21 protein-coding genes are annotated in these 21322 nt (G+C 70.9%); 10 read left to right on the top strand and 11 right to left on the bottom strand.

The window, feature by feature from the left end; genetic code table 11:
• The first annotated feature begins 425 nt into the window (after positions 1-425).
• Together ABT078_RS11490 and ABT078_RS11485 are read left to right on the top strand one after the other, a co-directional pair.
• Positions 426-2054, top strand: a complete 1629-nt coding sequence (locus ABT078_RS11490; protein ID WP_502981206.1) for a DEAD/DEAH box helicase — start codon at positions 426-428, stop codon at positions 2052-2054.
• A gap of 273 nt (positions 2055-2327) precedes the next feature.
• Complete coding sequence (locus ABT078_RS11485; RefSeq protein WP_351226337.1) at positions 2328-3170, top strand: alpha/beta fold hydrolase; 843 nt, start codon at positions 2328-2330, stop codon at positions 3168-3170.
• On the opposite strand, the gene ABT078_RS11480 is transcribed toward ABT078_RS11485, so the two are convergent.
• On the bottom strand, positions 3161-4057 hold the full coding sequence (locus ABT078_RS11480; protein ID WP_351226335.1) for an NYN domain-containing protein: 897 nt from the start codon (positions 4055-4057) through the stop codon (positions 3161-3163). The genes ABT078_RS11485 and ABT078_RS11480 overlap by 10 nt on opposite strands.
• Before the next feature lie 139 nt (positions 4058-4196).
• On the opposite strand from ABT078_RS11480, the gene ABT078_RS11475 reads away from it, so the two are divergent.
• Complete coding sequence (locus tag ABT078_RS11475; protein WP_351226334.1) at positions 4197-4349, top strand: DUF8834 family protein; 153 nt, start codon at positions 4197-4199, stop codon at positions 4347-4349.
• A 108-nt stretch (positions 4350-4457) separates the two neighbouring features.
• On the opposite strand, the gene ABT078_RS11470 is transcribed toward ABT078_RS11475, so the two are convergent.
• From ABT078_RS11470 to ABT078_RS11460, 3 genes are all read right to left on the bottom strand, one after another.
• A complete protein-coding gene (locus ABT078_RS11470; RefSeq protein WP_351226332.1) occupies positions 4458-5063 on the bottom strand; it encodes a MarC family protein in 606 nt (201 codons plus the stop codon).
• A 134-nt stretch (positions 5064-5197) separates the two neighbouring features.
• The gene (locus ABT078_RS11465) at positions 5198-6064 is read right to left on the bottom strand and encodes a PHP domain-containing protein (RefSeq protein WP_351226330.1); all 867 of its coding nucleotides are present in this window, start codon (positions 6062-6064) and stop codon (positions 5198-5200) included.
• Positions 6065-6262: 198 nt separating this feature from the next.
• Positions 6263-6901 carry a DUF6758 family protein gene (locus tag ABT078_RS11460; RefSeq protein ID WP_351226328.1) on the bottom strand — a complete coding sequence of 213 codons (639 nt, stop codon included), beginning with the start codon at positions 6899-6901 and terminating at the stop codon, positions 6263-6265.
• Between the two features lie 184 nt (positions 6902-7085).
• Between ABT078_RS11460 and ABT078_RS11455 the strand changes: the two genes are divergently transcribed.
• A complete protein-coding gene (locus tag ABT078_RS11455; RefSeq protein ID WP_351226326.1) occupies positions 7086-8387 on the top strand; it encodes an MFS transporter in 1302 nt (433 codons plus the stop codon).
• On the opposite strand, the gene ABT078_RS11450 is transcribed toward ABT078_RS11455, so the two are convergent.
• Positions 8374-8958, bottom strand: coding sequence for a suppressor of fused domain protein (locus ABT078_RS11450; protein ID WP_351226324.1), 585 nt, complete (start codon positions 8956-8958; stop codon positions 8374-8376). The genes ABT078_RS11455 and ABT078_RS11450 overlap by 14 nt on opposite strands.
• A gap of 450 nt (positions 8959-9408) precedes the next feature.
• Here ABT078_RS11450 and ABT078_RS11445 point away from each other — a divergent pair, with 450 nt between their 5' ends.
• Positions 9409-10524, top strand: coding sequence for a magnesium and cobalt transport protein CorA (locus ABT078_RS11445; RefSeq protein ID WP_351226322.1), 1116 nt, complete (start codon positions 9409-9411; stop codon positions 10522-10524).
• Between the two features lie 13 nt (positions 10525-10537).
• A complete protein-coding gene (locus ABT078_RS11440; RefSeq protein WP_351226320.1) occupies positions 10538-11068 on the top strand; it encodes a hypothetical protein in 531 nt (176 codons plus the stop codon).
• Between the two features lie 220 nt (positions 11069-11288).
• Here ABT078_RS11440 and ABT078_RS11435 read toward each other — a convergent pair whose 3' ends face one another.
• Positions 11289-12077: a hypothetical protein gene (locus ABT078_RS11435; RefSeq protein WP_351226318.1), complete on the bottom strand. Its 789-nt coding sequence runs from the start codon at positions 12075-12077 to the stop codon at positions 11289-11291.
• A 195-nt stretch (positions 12078-12272) separates the two neighbouring features.
• Between ABT078_RS11435 and ABT078_RS11430 the strand changes: the two genes are divergently transcribed.
• Genes ABT078_RS11430 through ABT078_RS11420 form a run of 3 tightly spaced genes read left to right on the top strand, consistent with a single transcriptional unit; the run spans position 12273 to position 15349 of the window.
• Positions 12273-13544, top strand: a complete 1272-nt coding sequence (locus ABT078_RS11430) for a magnesium transporter MgtE N-terminal domain-containing protein (RefSeq protein WP_351226316.1) — start codon at positions 12273-12275, stop codon at positions 13542-13544.
• On the top strand, positions 13534-14172 hold the full coding sequence (locus ABT078_RS11425) for a DUF1003 domain-containing protein (RefSeq protein ID WP_351226314.1): 639 nt from the start codon (positions 13534-13536) through the stop codon (positions 14170-14172). Before ABT078_RS11430 ends, ABT078_RS11425 begins: the two co-directional genes overlap by 11 nt.
• A 43-nt stretch (positions 14173-14215) precedes the next feature.
• On the top strand, positions 14216-15349 hold the full coding sequence (locus tag ABT078_RS11420; protein WP_351226312.1) for an Mrp/NBP35 family ATP-binding protein: 1134 nt from the start codon (positions 14216-14218) through the stop codon (positions 15347-15349).
• A gap of 43 nt (positions 15350-15392) precedes the next feature.
• Here the strand turns inward: ABT078_RS11420 and ABT078_RS11415 are convergent, their stop codons facing one another.
• From ABT078_RS11415 to sigE, 5 genes are all read right to left on the bottom strand, one after another.
• Positions 15393-16079 carry a hypothetical protein gene (locus ABT078_RS11415; protein ID WP_351226310.1) on the bottom strand — a complete coding sequence of 229 codons (687 nt, stop codon included), beginning with the start codon at positions 16077-16079 and terminating at the stop codon, positions 15393-15395.
• 129 nt (positions 16080-16208) lie between these two features.
• Entirely contained in the window at positions 16209-16649 is a 441-nt protein-coding gene (locus ABT078_RS11410) for a sec-independent translocase (RefSeq protein WP_351226308.1), read from the bottom strand.
• 187 nt (positions 16650-16836) lie between these two features.
• Entirely contained in the window at positions 16837-18597 is a 1761-nt protein-coding gene (locus tag ABT078_RS11405; RefSeq protein ID WP_351226306.1) for a S1C family serine protease, read from the bottom strand.
• A gap of 105 nt (positions 18598-18702) precedes the next feature.
• Positions 18703-19530, bottom strand: coding sequence for an anti-sigma factor family protein (locus ABT078_RS11400; protein WP_351226304.1), 828 nt, complete (start codon positions 19528-19530; stop codon positions 18703-18705).
• Entirely contained in the window at positions 19527-20288 is a 762-nt protein-coding gene (gene sigE / locus ABT078_RS11395) for an RNA polymerase sigma factor SigE (RefSeq protein ID WP_351226302.1), read from the bottom strand. Before sigE ends, ABT078_RS11400 begins: the two co-directional genes overlap by 4 nt.
• Before the next feature lie 141 nt (positions 20289-20429).
• On the opposite strand from sigE, the gene ABT078_RS11390 reads away from it, so the two are divergent.
• Positions 20430-21095, top strand: coding sequence for an O-methyltransferase (locus tag ABT078_RS11390; RefSeq protein WP_351226300.1), 666 nt, complete (start codon positions 20430-20432; stop codon positions 21093-21095).
• Positions 21096-21322: the final 227 nt, after the last annotated feature.

The following is a 21322-nucleotide window of genomic DNA, read 5'->3' as shown; positions in this document are numbered from 1 at the left end:
AGGCCCTGGTCAGCACCCGCCGCGACACGGTTCGCAGGAATTCGCCCAACACACATGCGCGATTCCGGGGTACAGTGGTATTAAGCCTGCCGGATATCTCGGCGGGCGTCTGAATGAGGATGCCCGGTCGGTGGCCCGATCGGCTCCGACCCGACAGCCCTCTGTGCGCATTTCGCCACACGAGGGACCCCTCAGCGGCACGAGCGCTCGAGCGACGGCAGTGGTCCCGCGCCTTCCGGCCAACCCACGGCCGGTCCGGTTCCCAGGAGCGGTTGGACCCCCAGCGTTCGCCTCGCGCCGCGTCTCACAGAAGAGGCAACACCCTGACTACCCAGGCCATGACTTTCCGAGAGCTCGGGATCCTTCCCGAGACCGCCGAGGCCCTTGAGGCCGTCGGCATCATCAACCCCTTTCCCATCCAGGAAATGACGCTCCCTGTCGCGCTCGCGGGCACGGACGTCATCGGCCAGGCCAAGACCGGCACAGGCAAGACCCTCGGTTTCGGCCTTCCGCTGCTGGAGCGCGTCACCGTCCCCGCGGACGTCGAGGCGGGCCGGGCCAAGCCCGAGCAGCTTACCGACGCCCCGCAGGCGCTCGTCGTCGTTCCCACCCGCGAGCTGTGCACGCAGGTCACCAATGACCTGCTGACGGCCGGCAAGGTGCGTAACGTCCGCGTTCTCGCGATCTACGGCGGCCGTGCGTACGAGCCGCAGGTCGAGGCGCTCAAGAAGGGTGTCGACGTCATCGTCGGCACGCCCGGACGCCTCCTCGACCTGGCGGGCCAGCGGAAGCTCGACCTGTCGCACGTACGTGCGCTCGTCCTCGACGAGGCCGATGAGATGCTCGACCTGGGCTTCCTGCCCGACGTCGAGAAGATCATCCAGCTGCTGCCGGCCAAGCGCCAGACCATGTTGTTCTCGGCGACCATGCCGGGCGCGGTCATCGGTCTCGCGCGCCGCTACATGTCGCAGCCCACGCACATCCGCGCGACCGCGCCGGACGACCAGGGCGCGACGGTCGCGAACATCACACAGCGCGTCTACCGCGCGCACTCCATGGACAAGCCGGAGATGGTCTCGCGCATTCTGCAGGCCGACGGCCGCGGTCTTGCGATGATCTTCTGCCGTACGAAGCGCACGGCGGCGGACATCGCGGACCAGCTCGCCCGGCGCGGCTTCGCGTCCGGCGCCGTCCACGGCGACCTGGGCCAGGGCGCGCGCGAGCAGGCGCTGCGTGCGTTCCGCAACGGCAAGGTCGATGTGCTGGTGTGCACCGACGTCGCCGCGCGCGGCATCGACGTCGAGGGCGTCACGCATGTCATCAACTACCAGTCGCCGGAGGACGAGAAGACGTACCTCCACCGGATCGGCCGCACCGGCCGCGCGGGCGCGTCCGGCACGGCCGTGACACTGGTCGACTGGGACGACATCCCGCGCTGGCAGCTCATCAACAAGGCGCTGGACCTGAACTTCAACGACCCGGTCGAGACATACTCCACGTCGCAGCACCTCTTCGAGGAGCTCGGCATCCCCGCCGGGACGAAGGGCGTCCTCCCGCGCGCCGAGCGCACCCGCGCCGGTCTCGAGGCGGAGGAGCTGGAGGACCTCGGCGAGACGGGCGGCCGCGGGTCGCGTTCCGGGTCGCGTACGAAGACGGAGGAGCCTCCGGCTCGTACGCGCACGCCGCGCCAGCGGCGCCGTACGCGCGGCGGGACGCAGCTGGACGAGGCGGCACCGGCGACGCCGGCCGAGGCCGTGGAACCCGCCGAGCCCGCCGAGCCCGACGACGCCCCGCGCACGCCGCGCCGTCGCCGCCGCACCCGTGTGGGTGCGGGTGCGGGTGCAGTTGTGGCCGAGGCTCCCGTCGCCGTGGAGGCCCCTGCTGCCGAGCCGACCGCGGACGAGCCCGCCACGCCGCGTCGCCGCCGCACGCGCTCCGCGGCCGCCGCGCCCGCCGCGGAGGCCACTCCGGTCGAGGCGGCCGTCGCGGAGGAGCCCGCCAAGCCGCGCCGCCGCCGCACGCGCTCGAAGGCCGCGACCCAGCCGGAAGCCTGATCGACCGTCGGCTCCGCCTGCCCCACGAGGGCCCGCACCCCGAGGTGCGGGCCCTCGCGCACATCCGGCACCGTGTCACCATCCCTCGGTCCCGGGCGGCCCGGGGCTCTGTCCCGCGTGGCGGAGCCGCAGCCGATGCCGCCGGGAAGGGCGGCGGTGCCATGTCCTGTTTCGGCTGTTCCGCCGCGGACGCCCGCCTGCCCGTGCCCGGCACAGGCGCGCTGGGCGGCCCGAGGCACTGGACGGGACTTCGGGGTCGGTAACCTCGTCCGCATGAGTCGGCCGCCCACCTTCGTGCCCCCCGTCTGCGCCCGTGCCCGGATGCTCGAGACCTCGCGCGGCGCTTTCGCCGTGCTGGACGCCCTGCCGGGCGCAGGGCGGGAGGTGAAGGGCACCGCGATGCTCCTGCCGGGCTACACCGGGAGCAAGGAGGACTTCATCGCGATGCTGGAGCCGCTGACCGCCGCCGGATACCGGGCCGTCGCGGTCGACGGCCGCGGGCAGTACGAGAGCGACGGTCCCGAGTCACAGGAGGCGTACGCCCAGGAGGAGTTGGCGCGCGACGTGCTCGCGCAGGCCGACGCGGTCGGCGGACCCGTGCATCTCGTCGGGCACTCGCTCGGCGGACAGATCGCCCGCGCCGCGGTGCTCACCGATGCGCGGCCGTTCGTCACGCTCACCCTGATCTCGTCGGGGCCCGCCCGGATCACCCCGGGCCAGCGCAGCAAGGTCAAGCTGTTGAGCGACGCCCTCGTCACCATGAGCATGGCCGAGGTCTGGGAGGCGATGCGCGCAATGGATCCTCCGGAGGAGGCCGAGACCGACGGTGAGGATCTGCGGCGGCGCTGGCTGCGGCACAACCCGTCCCAACTCCTCGCCACAGGAGGCCAATTGACCGTGGAGCCGGACCGCGTCGACGAACTCGCCGCCATACCGATCCCCAAGCTCGTCGTGTCGGGCAAGCGCGACGACACCTGGCCCGTACCGGAGCTCGACGACATGGCGGTACGGCTCGGCGCGCATCGCACGGTGATCGCGGGCGCGGAGCATTCGCCCAACACGGACCGGCCGGCGGGGACGGCCGACGCGCTCATCGCCTTCTGGCGTCAGTACTGACCCTGGAGGTGCTGCCAGAACCCGTCGCGCAGGGCGCGCCGCAGGTGCGCGTATCCACGCAGTGAGTGCTGCAGCAGCTTCTCCGCCTCGATGAGCAGATCCTGGTCGACCGGGCCCGGCAGATACGGATGCCCGGGCAGCAGCTCGGCCATCGGAGCCCTCCCGCGCTCGGCGAGCCAGGTCGCCGCGATCTGCGCGCCGACGAAGCGGACGTCCTCGCGGGACGGCGGAGGCGTGTCGTCCTCGTACGTGGTGACGGGTCGCCGGGTGACGTACGGCCGGCAGAAGTCGAGGTCGAAGGTGCGCTGGCTGTCGACCTCCCAGAGCAGCGGCTCCGCCTGGTTGCGGCCGTCGGCCGCCTCGATCCCCCACAGATGCACCCGCGCCCCGTACCCCTGGGCGGCCTCGACGGCGGAGACCAGGTCCTCGTCGCCGCCGACGAGTGCGGCGTCGCTGATCGCCCGGTGACGGGCGAGCGACTCCAGGTCGGAACGGATGAGGGAGTCGACCCCCTTCTGCTGGTTGTTCGCGTTGAGGTTGCCGAGCCGGACCTTGACGTCGGGGAGCTCGGCTATGGACTGCTGCTCGGACGTGTGGATACGGCGCCTGGCGCCGTCGTACCAGTAGACGCGCAGCAGCCGGCTGTCCGCGAAGATCGTGCGGGCCTTGTCGATGAATGCCTCGATGAGCCCCTCGGCGTCGAGATCGAAGTTGCGCCGGTCCTCGGTTCCCGTCACAAGCAACCCGGCCGCAGCATAGACGTAACCGGCGTCGACGAAGATGGCATGCGTGGACGGGGTCTTCGCGACCTCGGCGAGCATGCGCTTGAGCAGCTCGTTGGTGCGCTCAAGGCGGGCGCTGATGCTGGTGAGCTCATCGTCGTTCATTTGGAACCCATTGTGAGCAGGCCCGGCGATACCTGCCAGTAGTTAGCCATCCGAAAAATTTCTTTAGCGTAGGGAATGTTTGCACTCTGCATCCCGTTGAAGCCAATGGAACACAGACGGACAGAAGGGAGAAGCCTTTATGCGCTTCGAGATCATGCGACTCGACGACGTCGACGGCACCGCCGTGGACAGCACCGTTGTGGACGCTGCCTCCGTCAACCGGATGGTCCAGCAGGCCGCCGCGATCGGCCAGCGTATCTACATCCGGCCCGCCGACACCTGCGCCTCGTAACACCTGGCAGCGGTCCGGTCGGCAGCCTGACAGCAGTTCGCCCCGTACGGAAGCTTCCGTACGGGGCGATGTTCTGCCCGGACCCTGCCGGGACGAAGCCAGGACTCCTCAGGAGCCCTGGATCACCTGGGTGACACCGTTGATGATCTGCTGCACGGCGATCGCCGACAGCATCATGCCCGCGAGCCTCGTCACCAGGACGACACCGCCGTCCTTGATGACCCGGATGATCAGCAGCGAGTACCGCAACGTCAGCCAGAGCACGACGTGCATCGCGACGATCGCCGCCCACACCGAGATCTGCTGCCCGGCCCCGTCCGCGTGCTGCACCGCGAGGATCACCGAGACGATCGCACCGGGCCCGGCCAGCAGCGGCATGCCGAGCGGGACGAGCGCGACATTGACGTCCTTCGTCTGCTTGGGCTCGTCGGTCTTGCCGGTCAGCAGGTCGAGCGCGATGAGCAGCAGGAGCAGACCGCCCGCGATCATCAGGGCGGGGACGGAGACATGGAGGTACGCGAGGATCTGCTGGCCCAGGATGCCGAAGACGGTGATGACACCGAAGGCCACCGCGACCGCCTGCCAGGCCATCCGCCGCCGGACCTTCGCGGGGCGGCCGGAGGTGAGAGCGAGGAAGATCGGGGTGATCCCGGGAGGATCCATGATCACGAAGAGGGTGAGGAACAGGGAGCCGAAAACGGCGACGTCGAACACAGTGCTGCCTTGCGGGGTGATGTCGGGGTGTCGGGGTACTGGATGGCGCCGGGGCGCAGCAGAGCGCCGAAGGGCGCGAGGGCGCAGAGACCCGCGCACGGGCAGCCCAGGGAGCCCGCGCGAGGGGGCCGCTGTCAGCGGCCGGATGTTCCGCCCGTGCCCGGGACCGGGAACGCGCCGGTCGCACGGCGCGTGATCTCGCCGTAGATCTCCGGGTCGGTCGTGAAGTCGCCGAGCCGGCAGGTCTTGCGGCTGCCGTGGTAGTCGCTGGAGCCGGTGGCCAGCAGGCCGAGGTCGGCGGCAAGTCCGCGCAGCCGGGCCCGCGTGGGCTCGTCGTGGTCCATGTGGTCGACCTCGATGCCGTCGAGACCTGCCGCGGCCAGCCGCGCGATGGTGTCCTCGGGAACGACCTCGCCACGCGTGACCGCAAGCGGATGGGCGAAGACGGTGACGCCGCCGGCCGCCTTGACCAGGCGGACGGCCTCGAACGGGTCGAGCTCGTGCTTCTCGACGTATGCGCGCCCGCCGTTCGCGAGCCAGTCGGGCGTGAAGGCGGCGGAGACATCGGGAACGACGCCGAGTTCGACGAGCGCGGTCGCGACGTGCGGGCGGCCGACGGCACCTTCACCGGCTATCCGGGCCACCTGCTCCCAGGTGATCGGCACACCCAGCTCCCGGAGCTTGGCGACCATGCCCTGGGCGCGCGGCACCCGGTCGTCCCGTACGAGTTCGCGCTCGCGCGCCAGTTCGGGCTCGTCGGGGTCGAACAGGTAGGCCAGCATGTGGAGGCCCACACCCTCGGTGCGGCACGAGAGTTCGGCGCCGGTGACGAGGGTGAGGCCTTCGGGGAGCGCGGCGATCGCCTCGGCGTGGCCGCCGACGGTGTCGTGGTCGGTCAGCGCGACGACGTCGAGCCCGGCGGCCGCGGCGTTGCGGACCAGCTCGGCCGGGGTGTCCGTACCGTCCGATGCCGTGGAGTGGGTGTGCAGATCGATGCGCACGACGCATGACTCCAGGACTCGGGGCGGGCAGGGGGACACTCAATCCTAACGGGGAATCGAACATCTCCCGGACCACGGCATGGCGTGAAAGCCGTCACGACTCACGACCGCGGGCGCCGCGCGACCGGCCTCACGGCCCACCGCCTGCCGCGCCGGCCGGGCCGGTCGCACGGCCGGCCGTACGAGACCGGCGCTTCGTCACGAAAGCAGCCGCGGCGACAGCGCCCCGCACGGCAGCAGCTCCACCTCCGAGCCCGCCTCCCGCAGATCGGTGAGTATCAGCTCGTCGTACATCAACAGGCCGGTCGACTCGGGCCACACGATCGCCCACAGCCACAGCCCCATCGCCTCGCCCGCGAAGACCGCGCGGTCCTCCGGCGCATCGTTGACGTGCCAGAGCGGTGTCGGCCTGCCCGCGGCGAGGACCTTGGCCTGGGGTGGCTTGTCCACGGTCATGTGCGGCCCCGGGTCGGGCCCGTCGATCCCCGCGAAGCGGGCGCCGAGGCCGACGCCGAGTTCCTCGGCGACCAGCAGCAACTCCCCCACACCGCCGAGCGGTCCGGGACCCGAGCAGGCGACCGCGGTCGCGCGGCCTCCGCTGCGGTCGTCACCCGCGTACGCGACGCCGGTGAAGAGCCAGCCGACCGGAAGCGGCCAGGGCATCCACACCGGCACCTGGGCACGGGCGACCACGACGCTGAGGGCTTCGACGCTGGGCGGAATCACCGGCTGCAGCGGATGCACGGAACCGTGCACATCGCACTGCCACGTGTCGGCGAAGAGACCGGGCGCCCTCACCCGGCCACCGCACTTCGGGCAACTGGGTTCGCCCCTCATAGCGCCCAACGGTCCTACCCGCTCGGCGTCGCGTCAAGGACGATCACCCGTCCGGCACTTCGGTTTCACCCGGCCTCACCAGGAAGAACTAGATGCATCTTGCATTTATTAGATTGTCTAACTTATTATTTGCATGGCACACCGAATTGACCGGGCAGGCACCCGGAGAAGCGGAGGAGCACCCATGCGCGGAGAGGACCCGTTCGACGGAGGCGGCATCCTGCGCCAGCCCAAGGCCGTCTGGGCCACGGCCGGGGCGTCCGTCGTCGCCTTCATGGGCATCGGCCTCGTGGACCCGATCCTGCCCTCCATCGCCGAGGGCCTGGATGCGACACCGAGCCAGGTCTCGCTGCTGTTCACCTCGTACTTCCTGATCACCGCGGTGACCATGCTCGTGACCGGTTTCGTGTCCAGCCGGATCGGCAGCCGCAGGACACTGCTGGCCGGACTCGCGCTGGTCGTGGTCTTCGCCGCGCTCTCCGGCACGTCGGGGTCGGTCGGCGAACTCGTCGGCTTCCGGGCGGGCTGGGGACTGGGCAACGCGCTCTTCGTGTCGACCGCGCTCGCGGTCATCGTCGGTGCGGCCGCCCATCCGACAGGGGCCTCGCGAAGCGATGCGGCCCCGGGCGGTGGCGGAATGAGGGAGGGAGCCGCCGCGATCCTGCTGTACGAGTCGGCACTCGGCCTCGGCATGGCCTGCGGGCCGCTGCTCGGAGCCCTGCTCGGCGACGCCAGTTGGCGCTACCCGTTCTTCGGCACGGCCGCCCTGATGGCCATCGGCTTCCTGTGCATCGCGGCCTTCCTCAAGGAGCAGCCGAAGCCCGAACGGAAGACCTCGCTGCTCGATCCGCTCAGGGCGCTCGGCCACGGCGGGCTCGCGTCCGTGGCCGCCGCGGCCTTCTTCTACAACTACGCCTTCTTCACGGTGCTGGCGTTCACCCCGTTCGTGCTGGGCCTGTCGCCGTACCGGTCGGGGGCCGTCTTCTTCGCCTGGGGCGTCCTCCTCGCGGTCTTCTCGGTGCTGGTCGCGCCACGGCTGCAGGAGCGGTACGGCTCGCTCAGGGTGCTGGGCGGCTCACTGTTGCTGCTCGCGGCGGACGTGGTGGTGCTCGGGTACGGGGACCGCACGACGGCCGTCGTCTGCACGGTCCTGTCCGGCGCCTTCATCGGCGTCAACAACACCGTCTTCACGGAGCTGGCGCTCGGCGTCTCGGACGCTCCGCGACCGGTGGCGAGCGCGGGCTACAACTTCGTCCGCTGGTTCGCGGCCGCAGCGGCCCCGTATCTGGCGCCGAAGATCGCGGAGTGGAGCGACATCCGCACGCCGTTCGTGGTCGCCGGCGTCGCGGCGGTGATCGGCGCGGGCGTCGTCGGGGCGCGGCGGGCGTCGCTGGTCGACCGCGCCGAACGGCCATCGGGCCGATCGGGGACCCAACTCGGCCATGAGATACGTCACTTCGCCGGCTCTGACGTCACGTCAGGGTGACGGATGCGCGGTGCGGATCGCGCAAGTCCGTCCCGTGCTTCAGCCACCGCCCCTGGAGCTCCCCGGCACCGTGCACCCGCTTCCACGCGGCCTCGTTCGGCGTCATCGGCAGCAGCGGCAGGAAGCGCACCGGATCCATGGGCGGATCCAGCTCCAGGTCCTCGACCAGACCACCGGACTCGGCCACCAGGACGGACGAGAACGGCGCCTGCGGCCACAACGGCTCACCGAGGTCCATGGAGTTGCCGGGTGCCACAATCACGCCCTCGACCTGCGGTGACGACGCCAGCACCGCGAGCGGGCGCAGCACCTTGTCGGTGTCGGCGAGCCCGGCCCGCACCGACAGGAGGAGCTCCGCACGGGGTCCCTTCACGGGATCGGCGAGCGGGTCCCCGGGGTCGTTCATCGGCTGGGCGGACATGCCCAGCGTCGCGTACCGGACCACGTCTCCGTCGATGAAACGGAGCACCTCGATCCGGTCCGTACCCAGAAACGTCATCCCGGCGCGCGCGTCCGGTTCGCCGAGCGCGCTGCGCAGCCGGGCCTCGACCAGAGCAAGAACTTCTCCCATCCCGCGAGCATAGATCGCGTCAGGAAGGGGCAAACAAAGGGATTGATCCTCAGTCGGCTGATAGGCTGAGCCGCCTGTTCGGGACAGCACGCTGAAGTGTGACTCTGGATCCCGACCACACGTCATCCCCCACGGGGGACCGGCCGGAGGAGGTGGGGCTGCGGTGGATCGAAGTCGACCGTGCAGTACCAACCGCTCTTCCGCGCGACTCCTCGCCGTCTGACACCGTCCGCCCTGTACGGGCACCGTCCGGACCCGAGGGCTTCCCGCACCGCCGCATCCTTGGCACCGCGCACGACGGAAGAGCACTTCGTTTTTGCCTGACTGTCTGTAGCGAACGCCGTCACCGTGTCCCGCGGTGCCGCCCGCTTTGCGGACGTATCGAGAAACGTCCCCATTCCGGGCAGTGCCACGCCGCGCGCCGACGGCCTCTCCGTGAAGGAGCCTGCCATGTCGATGATCCGTGACCTGCGCGAAGCGGTCCGCCCGACGCTGCGCAAGAACAGCGGTCCGTACAGCTCGTACGACACCACCCGTGACCCCTCGGCCTCCAGCGCGGTCGTCGACTGCGCCGTCTACCGCGACGGCAGACGAGTGAAGGACGAGGCGTGCCTCACCCCGCACGAGGCGATGCTCCGGGTCCGCGAGGGCGGCGGCTTCGCGTGGATCGGGCTCCACGAGCCGACGGAGGAGGAGTTCGCGGGAATCGCCGCGGAGTTCGGGCTCCACCCGCTGGCCGTGGAGGACGCCGTCCACGCCCACCAGCGCCCCAAGCTGGAGCGGTACGACGACACGCTCTTCACCGTCTTCAAGACCATCCACTACGTCGAGCACGCCGAGTTGACGGCGACCAGCGAGGTCGTCGAGACCGGTGAGGTGATGTGCTTCACCGGACCCGACTTCGTCGTCACCGTGCGGCACGGCGGACAGGGCTCGCTGCGCAACCTCCGGCACCGGCTGCAGGACGACCCGGAGCTGCTCGCCAAGGGCCCGTCGGCGGTGCTGCACGCCATCGCCGACCATGTCGTGGACGGGTACATCGCGGTCGCGGACGCCGTCCAGGTCGACATCGACGAGATCGAGATCGATGTCTTCTCGGCGCCGTCGAAGGGCAGCACGCGCGGTACGGACACCGGGCGGATCTACCAGCTCAAGCGCGAGGTGCTGGAGTTCAAGCGGGCGGTGACCCCGCTGCTGCGGCCCATGCAGCTGCTGAGCGAGCGGCCGATGCGGCTCGTCGATCCGGACATCCAGAAGTACTTCCGCGATGTCGCCGACCACCTGGCCCGGGTGCAGGAGCAGGTCCTCGGCTTCGACGAACTGCTGAACTCGATCCTCCAGGCGAACCTGGCGCAGGCGACGGTCGCCCAGAACGAGGACATGCGCAAGATCACGTCCTGGGCGGCGATCATCGCCGTACCGACGGCGGTGTGCGGCGTCTACGGCATGAACTTCGACCACATGCCGGAGCTGCACTGGCGGTACGGGTACCCGATGGTGCTGGTCGGCATCGCCGTCGTCTGTCTCACCATTCACCGCACACTGAAGCGCAACGGCTGGCTCTAATAGGCTGCAGCACATGAACGACGCTCAGCTCGGCAACGACGCGCTGCTAGGCCCTGCCCTCGTCGAGGAGGCCACCAAGAAGTCCGGCCTCATCTGGGTCCGGGGCACCGGACCGTCCCGGGCCCTGTGGCACGCGTGGCTCGACGGCGCGGCACATGTCGTCGGCGACGGACCGGGTGAGCAGCCGCTGCCCGGGCTGACGGACGGCTCCACCGCCGAGGTGACCGTACGCAGCAAGGACAAGGGCGGCCGGCTGGTCGCCTGGACCGCCGCGGTGAGCGAGCTGACGCCCGGCTCGGAGGCATGGGAGGCCGCGGTCGCCGAGCTGAAGGGCAAGCGGCTGAACGCGCCGGACGGCGAACGGATGACGGAGCGCTGGGCGCGGGAGTGCCGGGTGCTGCGGCTTGAGCCGCGCGAGTCGAGCACCCGGCATCCGCAGGGGTCCCTGGCGGCCACCCCGCTCCCCACGACGGCGACCACTCGCCACCCGATCCCGGCGGCCCTGCCGCGCCTCCTGCGGCGGCGCCGCAGGCAAGCGGGCTGACGCCCGCAGCCGAGGCACGGGGCGCGGGCCCGCGCGCCTGCGGCGGGCCTTTCTCCCCACCCCGCCCCTTCCCGAAGCCGGGGGCTCCGCCCCCAGGCCCCTCTACGCCCTGCGGCGCATGGCGATGGGTACCGGACCCACCGGGCGGTACCGGGCTGCTCGGAACACCGCGCGCAGGGCGGCAGGGCCCCCGGGGCTCGGTGCGCCGGGCCGGCGCGGGTCAGTTGTTGGTGCCCGGGAGTTCGCGGCCGTAGTCGACCGTCTCCTCCTTCGTCGGAGCCGCGAGCTCGAAGTCCTCGTTCCAGTCGCCGAGCGTCAGGACGCCCGCGCCGCCCGCGCGGGCGAACTGGATTGGGTACGGGGTTCCCTTGAGGGAGACGTCGAGCGTGCCGCCGTGGCCCTCACTGCCAAGGACCTTGATCGTGCGGATGCCGCCGATCGTGTCGCGGTCACCCTTGCTGAGCTTCCCCTGCAGCCCGAGGAGCCCCTCCAGCAGGACGTCCATCTCGGTGAAGCCGCGCAGCTGCTTGTACGAGGGGTCGTCGTCCGGGACCTTCACGTACATGTCGTCCAGCTTGTTCGCGGCGGCCGTGTCCTCCTTGCTCGGCGGCTCGGAGGCGCCGCCGTCGGAGTCCGAGTCCGCGTGGGCCCAGAAGCTCGCGTCGGCCTTCAGATAGAGCGCGTCCTCGACCCGCAGCAGCTCGAAGGTCGAGTTCTTCGTGGTGACCGAGCCGATCCCGCCGCTCTTCTTGAGCCGCATGTTCAGCTTGTACGTACCGCCTTTGGAGACCAGCGTCCCGGAGAGGCGTACCGCCTGCGCGGCGTTCGCCGCGGCCTTCGCCTTCGCCTCGATCGCCGGCGCCTCCAGCTTGCCGAGGCCGTTCGTGCCCGCGTCCGGGTCCTCGCCGGCACAGGCCGTGAGGGCGGCAACCAGCCCCATGCAGAGTGCGACGGGAAGCGCCGCCCGACGGACGGCCAAGGCCGCGGCGGCCGGGTTGAGAGCGGTCACGTGCGCACTGCCTCTCGTACGTGTGGGGGTTGGCAAGACCGCAGCGTACCCGGGGTCGTAGCACGATCTGGAGGGGAGCCGTCCGGACCGCTCTCCTGGGCGGCATGGAACGCCACGGGCTAGCCTGAAGCCGTTGAACAGCAGCATTTCAGGGCATTTCTTTCGGCATATCTCGGTACGGAGGAGGCGCGGAGCATGGCGGCAGGCGCCCCCCGGATCTTCGTCTCGCATCTCGCCGGAGTCCCGGTCTTCGACCCCAACGGCGAACAGGTCGGGCGCGTGCGCGACCTCGTCGCCATGCTCCGCGTCGGCGGCCGACCGCCGCGGCTGCTCGGCATGGTCGTGGAGCTGCTCAGCCGCCGCCGGATCTTCCTCCCCATGACCCGGGTGACCGGCGTCGAGTCCGGTCAGGTCATCACCACCGGCGTCGTCAACATGAGGCGCTTCGAGCAGCGCCCGACCGAGCGCCTCGTCCTCGGCGACCTCCTGGACCGGCGGGTGCAGCTCGTCGAGACGGCCGAGGAGGTCACGGTCCTGGACGTCGCCATCCAGCAGCTCCCCGCCCGCCGCGACTGGGAGATCAACAAGGTCTTCGTACGGAAGGGGAAAGGCGGGGCACTGCGCCGCAAGGGGGAGGCACTGACCGTCGAGTGGTCCGCTGTCACCGGCTTCTCGCTGGAGGAGGAGGGGCAGGGCGCGGAGAGCCTGCTGGCCACCTTCGAGCGACTGCGCCCGGCGGACCTCGCGAACGCACTGCACCACCTCTCCCCCAAGCGGCGCGCCGAGGTCGCCGCCGCCCTCCACGACGACCGCCTCGCCGATGTCCTGGAGGAGCTGCCGGAGGACGAGCAGGTGGAGATCCTCGGCAAGCTGCAGGAGGAGCGGGCGGCGGACGTGCTGGAGGCGATGGACCCGGACGACGCGGCCGATCTGCTCTCCGAACTGCCGGAGGAGGACAAGGAGCGGCTCCTCCGGCTGATGCGGCCGGACGACGCCGCCGACATGCGCCGGCTGATGTCGTACGAGGAGAGGACCGCCGGCGGCCTGATGACGACCGAGCCGATCGTGCTGCGCCCGGACTCGACGGTCGCGGACGCGCTGGCGCGGGTGCGCCAGCACGAACTCTCCCCGGCGCTCGCGGCCCAGGTGTACGTGTGCCGGCCGCCCGACGAGACACCGACGGGCAAGTATCTGGGCACCGTCCACTTCCAGCGGCTGCTGCGGGACCCGCCGTTCACGCTGGTCGCCTCGATCGTCGAGAGCGATCTGCCACCGCTCCCCCCGGACACCCCGCTGCCCGCGATCACCAGCTATCTCGCCGCGTACAACATGGTCGCCGCACCGGTCGTGGACGAGAGCGGCTCGCTGCTGGGCGCGGTAACCGTCGACGACGTGCTCGACCATCTGCTGCCGGAGGACTGGCGCGAGGCCGAGTTCGAGGGAACGGTGACCGCCGATGGGAAGTGAGTACGGGCTCAGCAAGCGCGGTGAGGGCCGCAAGGAGGGCAGGGAGCAGGAACGGGAACGGGAACGGGAGCGGGAACGGGAACGGGAACGGCTGAGTGGGGGGCCGCGGCCGCGCAACCGGCTCGACGTGCCGCGGGCCCCGCGGCGGAAGGTGCTGCCGGAGTACGACCCCGAGGCCTTCGGGCGGTTCTCCGAGAAGATCGCCCGCTTCCTGGGGACGGGACGCTTTCTGGTCTGGATGACCGTGACCATCGCCGCCTGGGTCCTGTGGAACGTCTTCGCGCCGGCCGGGCTGCGCTTCGACCCGTACCCGTTCATCTTTCTGACGCTCATGCTGTCGCTCCAGGCCTCGTACGCCGCCCCGCTGATCCTGCTCGCGCAGAACCGCCAGGCGGACCGCGACCGGGTCGAGATGGAACAGGACCGGGCGCAGAACGAGCGCTCCATCGCGGACACGGAGTATCTGACGCGGGAGATCGCGGCGCTGCGGATGGGGCTCGGCGAGGTCGCCACCCGCGACTGGATCCGCTCCGAGTTCGAGGATCTGCTGAAGGAGCTGGGAAACCGGGAACACGAGCCCGTATTCCCGCCCGGCTCCCCACGCCGACGTGACGAAGGCGACCGCTGACGCACGTCCCCGGGGTGGTATCCGGCGCCGTACCATCGTCCGTATGGCTACGGAAGACTCGGTGCGCGAGGCACTGGCGACGGTGAACGACCCCGAGATCAACAAACCGATCACCGACCTGGGCATGGTCAAATCGGTGGAGATCGGGGAGGACGGCGCCGTTGCCGTCACGGTCTATCTCACCGTCTCGGGCTGTCCGATGCGCGAGACCATCACCCAGCGGGTCACGGATGCGGTCTCCCGCGTCGCAGGCGTCTCCCGCGTCGATGTGTCGCTGGACGTGATGAGCGACGAGCAGCGGCGCGAACTCACGGCCTCGCTGCGCGGCACCAGCGCCGAGCGTGAGGTTCCGTTCGCCAAGCCCGGCTCGCTGACCCGCGTCTACGCGGTGGCGTCCGGCAAGGGCGGCGTCGGCAAGTCCTCCGTGACCGTGAACCTGGCGGCCGCGATGGCGGCCGACGGCCTGAAGGTCGGTGTCGTCGACGCCGACATCTACGGCCACAGCGTGCCGCGCATGCTGGGCGCGGACGGCCGTCCGACCCAGGTCGAGAACATGATCATGCCGCCGTCGGCGAACGGTGTGAAGGTCATCTCGATCGGCATGTTCACCCCGGGCAACGCGCCGGTGGTGTGGCGCGGGCCGATGCTGCATCGCGCGCTGCAGCAGTTCCTCGCGGACGTGTACTGGGGCGACCTGGACGTCCTCCTGCTCGACCTGCCCCCGGGCACGGGCGACATCGCGATCTCCGTGGCCCAGCTGGTGCCGAACGCGGAGATCCTGGTCGTCACCACCCCGCAGCAGGCCGCGGCCGAGGTCGCGGAGCGGGCCGGCTCCATCGCCGTACAGACCCACCAGAAGATCGTCGGCGTCGTCGAGAACATGTCGGGCCTGCCGTGCCCGCACTGCGACGAGATGGTCGACGTCTTCGGCACGGGCGGCGGTCAGAGGGTCGCCGAGGGCCTGACGCGGACGACCGGCGCGACGGTGCCGGTGCTGGGTCAGATCCCGATCGACGTGCGCCTGCGCGAGGGCGGCGACGAGGGCAAGCCGGTCGTCCTGACGGACCCCGACTCCCCCGCGGGCTCGGCCCTGCGCGCCATCGCCGACAAGCTCGGCGGCCGCCAGCGCGGCCTCGCGGGCCTGAGCCTGGGCATCACCCCGCGCAACAAGTTCTGAGCCCGACCGTGGGCAGAGCTTCCGCAGAGGCTCTGCCCACCCGTCAGCCGCCCGGGCCGCGCTCCTGGAGCGCGTAGTCCCCGAGGTCCCGCACGACCGAGAACCCGAGCCCGTACGCGCTCATCCCGCGCCCGTACGCACCCACGTGCACCCCGCTCCCCGTGGAGCCGGCCAGCACCCACCCGAATTCCGACTCCCGGTAGTGGAACGGCATCGGCACCCCGTCCACCGGCAGCGACAGCTCCGACCACGCCGGGCCGTCCATGTCGTCCGCGAGCTCGAACGCGGTCTCGGTCTGCTGGTCCAGCCAGTCGTCCCGCAGCGAGTGGTCCAGCTGCCCGGGCCAGGTGTACGCCAGCAGACCCGAACCGGCCAGCCACGCCGCCGAGGCGACCGTCGTCGCGTCCAGCATGCCCGTACCGTCGCTGGTGCGCCGCACGGGGCTCGCACCGACCGTCACGACGACCGCGAAGCGCTCCTTCTCGGCCCCCGCGGCGTCGGACTTTATCGACGGCTCGTCGCCGTGACCCATGGAACCGTGCTGCACCGTGCCGTCCGCCGTGGTGGCGACCTGCATCAGCCAGCGCGGTCCCGTGAAGGCCTCGTCCAGTCCGTACCACGGGAAGGACGCGCGCAGATAGCCGTCGACCGTACGCCGGGCCACGGGCACCCCCTCAGCAGCAGATGCGCTGGGCGTGCTCTGCGTCCCTACCCGACTCGTCGTCTCCATCTAGCCGGCCGCCTCCTCGATCCTGTGGTCCGGAACGGCCCACCCCCCGCGGGCGTCCTCGTTTCCGGACAGATGGAGAGGATAGCCATCTCGCACCGGCTCGTTGGGATTGGTGGCGCTCCGGGGCACTCAGGTGGCGTCTGCGTCGAAGGGCGGGCGCTCGCCCTGATCGACGGTTTCGCGCTTCTTGAGCAGGTCGGGGGCGGCGCCGGGCGAGCCGTTGACGGCGGCCGGGACGGAGGTCTCGGGTTCCTTGCCGTTGACCGCGTCCGCGACGTCGTTGATTTCCTTCTTCAGGTCGAAGCTGCTCCGGATTTCCTTGAGATCCTCGTTGTCGGAGAGCTGCTTGCGGATGAAGCTCTTGGGATTGAGGTCCTCGAACTCGAAGTCCTTGAATTCCGGGCCGAGTTCGCTGCGAATGTCGTGCTTCGCGTTGTCGGAGAATTCCCGGACCTTGCGCACGAACCGCGAAACGTCCTGGATGACCTTCGGCAGCTTGTCCGGGCCGAAGACGAGCACGGCGAGGACCACGAGCGTCATGAGCTCGAGCGCGCCTATGTCATTGAACACCCTGCTGCTCCTTGTGTTCGCGTTCTCCGTGCCCGCCGGTCATGGGTGCGGTGCGACCCGCTCCACGGTACCCGGCCAATCTGTCCTGGCGGTACCTTCGGGTGTCTCTTCGGGTGTCACTCCGAAGGGCCTGGCGGGCGACCTGCCCGGGCCTGCCGGGCCCCGGCAGGGGGCGGTGCGACGTCCGTCACGAGCCGCTCGACGAGCCGAGCGTCAGCGTCTTGGTCTGCTCCTTGCCGTCCCGGAGCAGGGTCAGTTCCAGCCGGTCGCCGGGGCGGTGCGCGCGGATCTTGACGATGAGCTCCTCGCCGCTGTGCACCCGCTGACCGTCGACCTTGGTGATGACGTCGCCGGGACGGATGCCGGCCTTGGCGGCGGGTCCTCCGGAGGTGATGGGCGGGGTGCCGTCCCTGCCCTTCTCGCCGACCCGGGCGCCGTCGCCCGTGTACTTCATGTCGAGACTGACGCCGATGACGGGGTGGGTGGCCTTGCCGGTGTTGATGAGCTCCTCTGCGACGCGCTTGCCCTGGTTGATGGGGATGGCGAAGCCGAGGCCGATGGAGCCGGCCTGACCACCGTCGGGGCCGGCGCCGCTGTCGGCGGCGCGGATGGCGCTGTTGACGCCGATGACGCGGGCCTTGGAGTCGACGAGCGGGCCGCCGGAGTTGCCGGGGTTTATCGGGGCGTCGGTCTGCAGCGCGTCGACGTAGCTGATGTCGCTGCCGTCGCCCTTCTCGCCGCCCGCGGTGATCGGACGCTCCTTGGCGCTGATGATTCCGGCGGTGACGGTGTTCTGCAGGTCGAAGGGGGCGCCGATGGCGACGACCGGGTCACCGACACGGACGTTGTCGGAGTTGCCGAGGGGCAGGGGCTTGAGCCCGGACACGCCGGTGACCTTGACGACGGCGAGGTCGTAGCCGCTGTCCTTGCCGACGAGCGTGGCGCGGGCGGTCTCGCCGCCGCTGAAGGTGACGGAGATGTCGCCGGAGCTGCCGGCCGGGTCGACGACGTGGTTGTTGGTGAGGATGTGGCCCTGCTTGTCGAGGACGAAGCCGGTGCCGGTGCCCTGCTCACCGCCGCCGCTGACGTGCAACGTCACCACACTGGGGAGGGCGCTGGCGGCGATTCCCGCGATGCTCTCGGGGGCGCGGCCGGAGTCCTCGGGGCCGGTCTGGGGCAGCTCGACCGTGGTGATGCCGCCGTTCCGCTCCAGGTACGCGCCGACGCCGCCACCGAGCACCCCGGTGAGCAGTGCGAAGAGCAGGGCGCCGACGAACGCGGTGCCGCGCCGGGACTTCTTCTTCGACGGCTCCCCGGCCTGGCTCAGGGAGACCGTCCCGGGGGCGCTCCAGGGGTCGTACTGCGCCCACTGGACCGGCGTCGCAGGCGCAGGCGCGGGGGCCGGCACAGGCGCAGGAGCGGCTGCGGCCATGGATGCGGGGGCCGGAGCCGGGACAGGGTACCCGTTGCCGTTGTTCACGTGGTGCTGCGCCGGGACGGGCGTCCCGTGCGCCGGAGTGCCCACGGGCCGCTGTACGGGCGGGGCCGGGGCCCACGGCCCGGGACCTCCGTAGGGCGGCGTCCGGTACTCGTCGGGCTCGTGCAGCGGCTGTACGCGGGCACCCTGCGGCGGGGCGGCATCGGCCACCGCCTCGTCCACCGGGTCGGCATGTGCGCGCTCACGAGCGGGTGCCGCAGCCACGGCGGCGGGAGCAGGTACGGGCGTCGCCTCCGGAGCATCCGCAGGAACCGGCGCGGCCAGCGTGTACTCGGACCGGTCGTCGGTGATGGTGGCGGAAGCAGGCTCCGGAGCAGCCGGTGCGGCGTCCGTCCGGGGAGCGTCGGATCCGTGCTCTGCGGGGGCCGGGGGCGTCTCCGGCGTTGCGCTGTGGCGGGGAGGCCGGCTCCACCACTTCGGCTTGGGATCCGTCTGCTTCCCGTTCTCCATGCTCTCCCCGCAACTGGCCGATCCACGCGCCCCGCCGGGCACCCCTCCCTGGATTCAACCAGGTTTGCGGAAGGCATCACACAGCGCGGCGGGCGCCGCTCGGCGTCAGCGCCCGGTCGGGGCCGCGAGCTGGGTCGGGTGCGGGGTGGCCGTAGCGGTCGGGCCTGGCGCGGTGGCCGGCTGGAACGCCGAGCCCGTGGGTCGTATCCACGCCGGGGGCGCGCCCGTGAGCAGGCTCGACGCCGCGAACGGGTGCGTCTGCATCAGGGCGGGCGAGACCACGCCCACGGTCTGCTCGCTGGTCGCACCACCGCGGCGCCTCCCGGCGTCCGCGCTCGACGCGGCCGACGTGGAGGCGCTTCGCTGGGGCGTCACATTGTTCCCCCGCTGGTCACCGCGGGCGGCGGTGTCGCCCCCTGCGCCGAGCGGCAGCGTCCCGCCGAGGGCGATCGCCGCGAACGACACCGCGCTGGCAGCCGTGAGCGCGAATCTGCGTCCACGCCACACCGAGCGCTCGGCCTCCTGGCGCCCCACGTCGTGGATGCGGAATCCGGAACCGTGCTGCCCGGGACCGGGTGCGTACCCGAAGCCCTCCGGTGTTGTCATACCGAAGACGCCGTCGCCGAAGCGTCCCCCTCCGGCGCCGAACGGGCCGCTTCTGTCGTCGTCACCGCTGGCGGGCGGCCCTCCGGGCGGCCCGCCGGGCAAGCCCTGCAGCCGGGCGAGGAACCCTTCGGACGGCGGCGGCGGGGCGGTCGCCGCGAACACGCTCTTCAGCCGGCGCTGGGCGTCGGCCTCGGCCTTGCATTTGGAACAGGTCGCCAGGTGCGCGAGCACCCGGTCACGCACGTCGTGTTTCAGCTCGCCGTCGATCAGAGCAGCGAGCCGGTCCCCCAGGTGCTGCTCCGCGGGGGTCGGTCCGATACCGCTCACGCCGAACCGCCCTCCCCGGCCACGCCCGCCATGGTGCGCTGCTCGGCACGCGCCTCCGGAGAGCGGTGCTGAAGGGCCTTGCGCAGATGCGAGCGGCCGCGGTGAATACGGCTGCGGACCGTGCCGAGCTTGACGCCGAGCGTGGCCGCGATCTCCTCGTACGACAGTCCCTCGATGTCGCACAGCACCACGGCGGCGCGGAACTCGGGCGCCAGGGTGTCCAGCGCCTGCTGCACGTCGGCGTCGAAGTGCGTGTCGTGGAAGACCTGCTGCGGGGACGGCTCACGGCTGGGCAGCCGCTCGGCGGCGTCGTCGCCGAGCGCGTCGAAACGGATCCGCTGCTTGCGGCGGACCATGTCCAGGAAGAGGTTCGTCGTGATCCGGTGCAGCCAGCCCTCGAACGTCCCCGGCGTGTATGTCGAAAGGGAGCGGAAGACGCGGACGAAGACCTCCTGGGTGAGGTCCTCCGCGTCGTGCTGGTTTCCGGTCAGACGGTAGGCGAGACGGTAGACCCGGCCGCTGTGCGTGCTGACGATGTCCTCCCAGGAGGGAGGCGTCCACGCCTGCGATTCCGCATCCGATGCGAACGTCGCGGTGGGCACGGAGTCGGTTTGGGCGGAACGGGCGTCAGCGGTGTCTGTCACGGATTTCGGCTCACCCATCGATCCGAGGAGGCGCCTCAGCACCCCTCTCCGATCCACAGGCGCAGCCGCACCTCCCCTATCGGCTCTGGTGGAGTCCAGTGGAGTCCCTACCATAGCCACCTCGCCCGTTAGCTCCGGATAAGAATCTTTACGCGAATTTGGGTGCGGCCGACGGTCACCCGCACGTTTCTCCCCGCCCCTCGATAACGCCCGGTCCCATCTGCGGGTTCCCGGGCGCAGCGGATACAGTCACCGTTGCGCCAACTACGGGGACAGGAGAGGGTCATTACCGCCAACCGGCAGACGAGCTGGGCGTTCGCCGACGCCTTTGTCGCCGAGGACGAAGCGCTGCGCTGGGCCCGTGAGCGGGCCCGGGAATCAGCGCTGCCCTCGGTGTCGCCAGGCACCGGCGCCGCGCTGCGACTGCTGGCCGCGACGGCCGACGCCAAGGCGGTGGCGGAGATCGGTACCGGCACCGGCGTCTCGGGGATCTATCTGCTGCAGGGCATGCGGCCCGACGGGGTGCTGACGACCGTGGACCCGGAGCCGGAGCGTCAGGGCTTCGCGCGGGAGGCGTTCCGCGCCGCGGGCTTCGCGGGGAACCGGGCGCGGTTCATCCCCGGCCGCGCCCTGGACGTACTGCCCAGGCTCGCGGACGGCGGGTACGACCTCGTTTTCTGCGACGGCGACCGCCTGGAGTCACTGGACTACCTCGCTGAATCGTTGCGCCTGCTGCGACCTGGGGGTCTTGTCTGCTTCGAGGGCGTCTTCGCGGACGGCCGCACGGTCGACTCGGCGGCTCAGCCGGCCGAGGTGCTGCGGATCCGCGAGCTGCTGCGGGCGGCACGGGAGAGCCAGGAACTGCTGCCGTCGCTGCTGCCGGTGGGCGACGGGCTGCTGTGCGCGGTGCGCCGCGGCTGATCGGCGGCCGCCGAGCAACCTCAGCGACCGGGCGACCGAGCAACTTCAGCGGCTGAGCAACCGAGCAACCTCAGCGACCGGCGACCGAGCGGCTGAGCGGCTGAGCGGCTGAGCGGCTGAGCGGCTGAGCGGCTGAGCGGCTGAGCGGCTGAGCGGCTGATTCACAACTCTGCCCCGGCACGGTCGTACCGTGCCGGGGCAGTGCAGAAAGTGAGGGCGCTCTTCGC

The sequence above is a fragment of the Streptomyces sp. NPDC002133 genome (genome assembly GCF_040296405.1).
Lineage (GTDB): Bacteria > Actinomycetota > Actinomycetes > Streptomycetales > Streptomycetaceae > Streptomyces.
The sequence above is the reverse complement of the archived record's forward strand: the minus strand, read 5'-3'. Positions and strand labels throughout refer to the sequence as shown.

What these genes read in the sequence shown, in the direction of transcription:
- ABT078_RS11490 (WP_502981206.1), top strand. Translation starts at nt 426, where the DNA reads ATGACGCTCCCTGTCGCGCTCGCGGGCACGGACGTCATCGGCCAGGCC.
- ABT078_RS11485 (WP_351226337.1), top strand. Translation starts at nt 2,328, where the DNA reads ATGAGTCGGCCGCCCACCTTCGTGCCCCCCGTCTGCGCCCGTGCCCGG.
- ABT078_RS11480 (WP_351226335.1), bottom strand. Translation starts at nt 4,057, where the DNA reads ATGAACGACGATGAGCTCACCAGCATCAGCGCCCGCCTTGAGCGCACC.
- ABT078_RS11475 (WP_351226334.1), top strand. Translation starts at nt 4,197, where the DNA reads ATGCGCTTCGAGATCATGCGACTCGACGACGTCGACGGCACCGCCGTG.
- ABT078_RS11460 (WP_351226328.1), bottom strand. Translation starts at nt 6,901, where the DNA reads ATGAGGGGCGAACCCAGTTGCCCGAAGTGCGGTGGCCGGGTGAGGGCG.
- ABT078_RS11455 (WP_351226326.1), top strand. Translation starts at nt 7,086, where the DNA reads ATGCGCGGAGAGGACCCGTTCGACGGAGGCGGCATCCTGCGCCAGCCC.
- ABT078_RS11450 (WP_351226324.1), bottom strand. Translation starts at nt 8,958, where the DNA reads ATGGGAGAAGTTCTTGCTCTGGTCGAGGCCCGGCTGCGCAGCGCGCTC.
- ABT078_RS11445 (WP_351226322.1), top strand. Translation starts at nt 9,409, where the DNA reads ATGTCGATGATCCGTGACCTGCGCGAAGCGGTCCGCCCGACGCTGCGC.
- ABT078_RS11440 (WP_351226320.1), top strand. Translation starts at nt 10,538, where the DNA reads ATGAACGACGCTCAGCTCGGCAACGACGCGCTGCTAGGCCCTGCCCTC.
- ABT078_RS11430 (WP_351226316.1), top strand. Translation starts at nt 12,273, where the DNA reads ATGGCGGCAGGCGCCCCCCGGATCTTCGTCTCGCATCTCGCCGGAGTC.
- ABT078_RS11425 (WP_351226314.1), top strand. Translation starts at nt 13,534, where the DNA reads ATGGGAAGTGAGTACGGGCTCAGCAAGCGCGGTGAGGGCCGCAAGGAG.
- ABT078_RS11420 (WP_351226312.1), top strand. Translation starts at nt 14,216, where the DNA reads ATGGCTACGGAAGACTCGGTGCGCGAGGCACTGGCGACGGTGAACGAC.
- ABT078_RS11415 (WP_351226310.1), bottom strand. Translation starts at nt 16,079, where the DNA reads ATGGAGACGACGAGTCGGGTAGGGACGCAGAGCACGCCCAGCGCATCT.
- ABT078_RS11405 (WP_351226306.1), bottom strand. Translation starts at nt 18,597, where the DNA reads ATGGAGAACGGGAAGCAGACGGATCCCAAGCCGAAGTGGTGGAGCCGG.
- sigE (WP_351226302.1), bottom strand. Translation starts at nt 20,288, where the DNA reads ATGGTAGGGACTCCACTGGACTCCACCAGAGCCGATAGGGGAGGTGCG.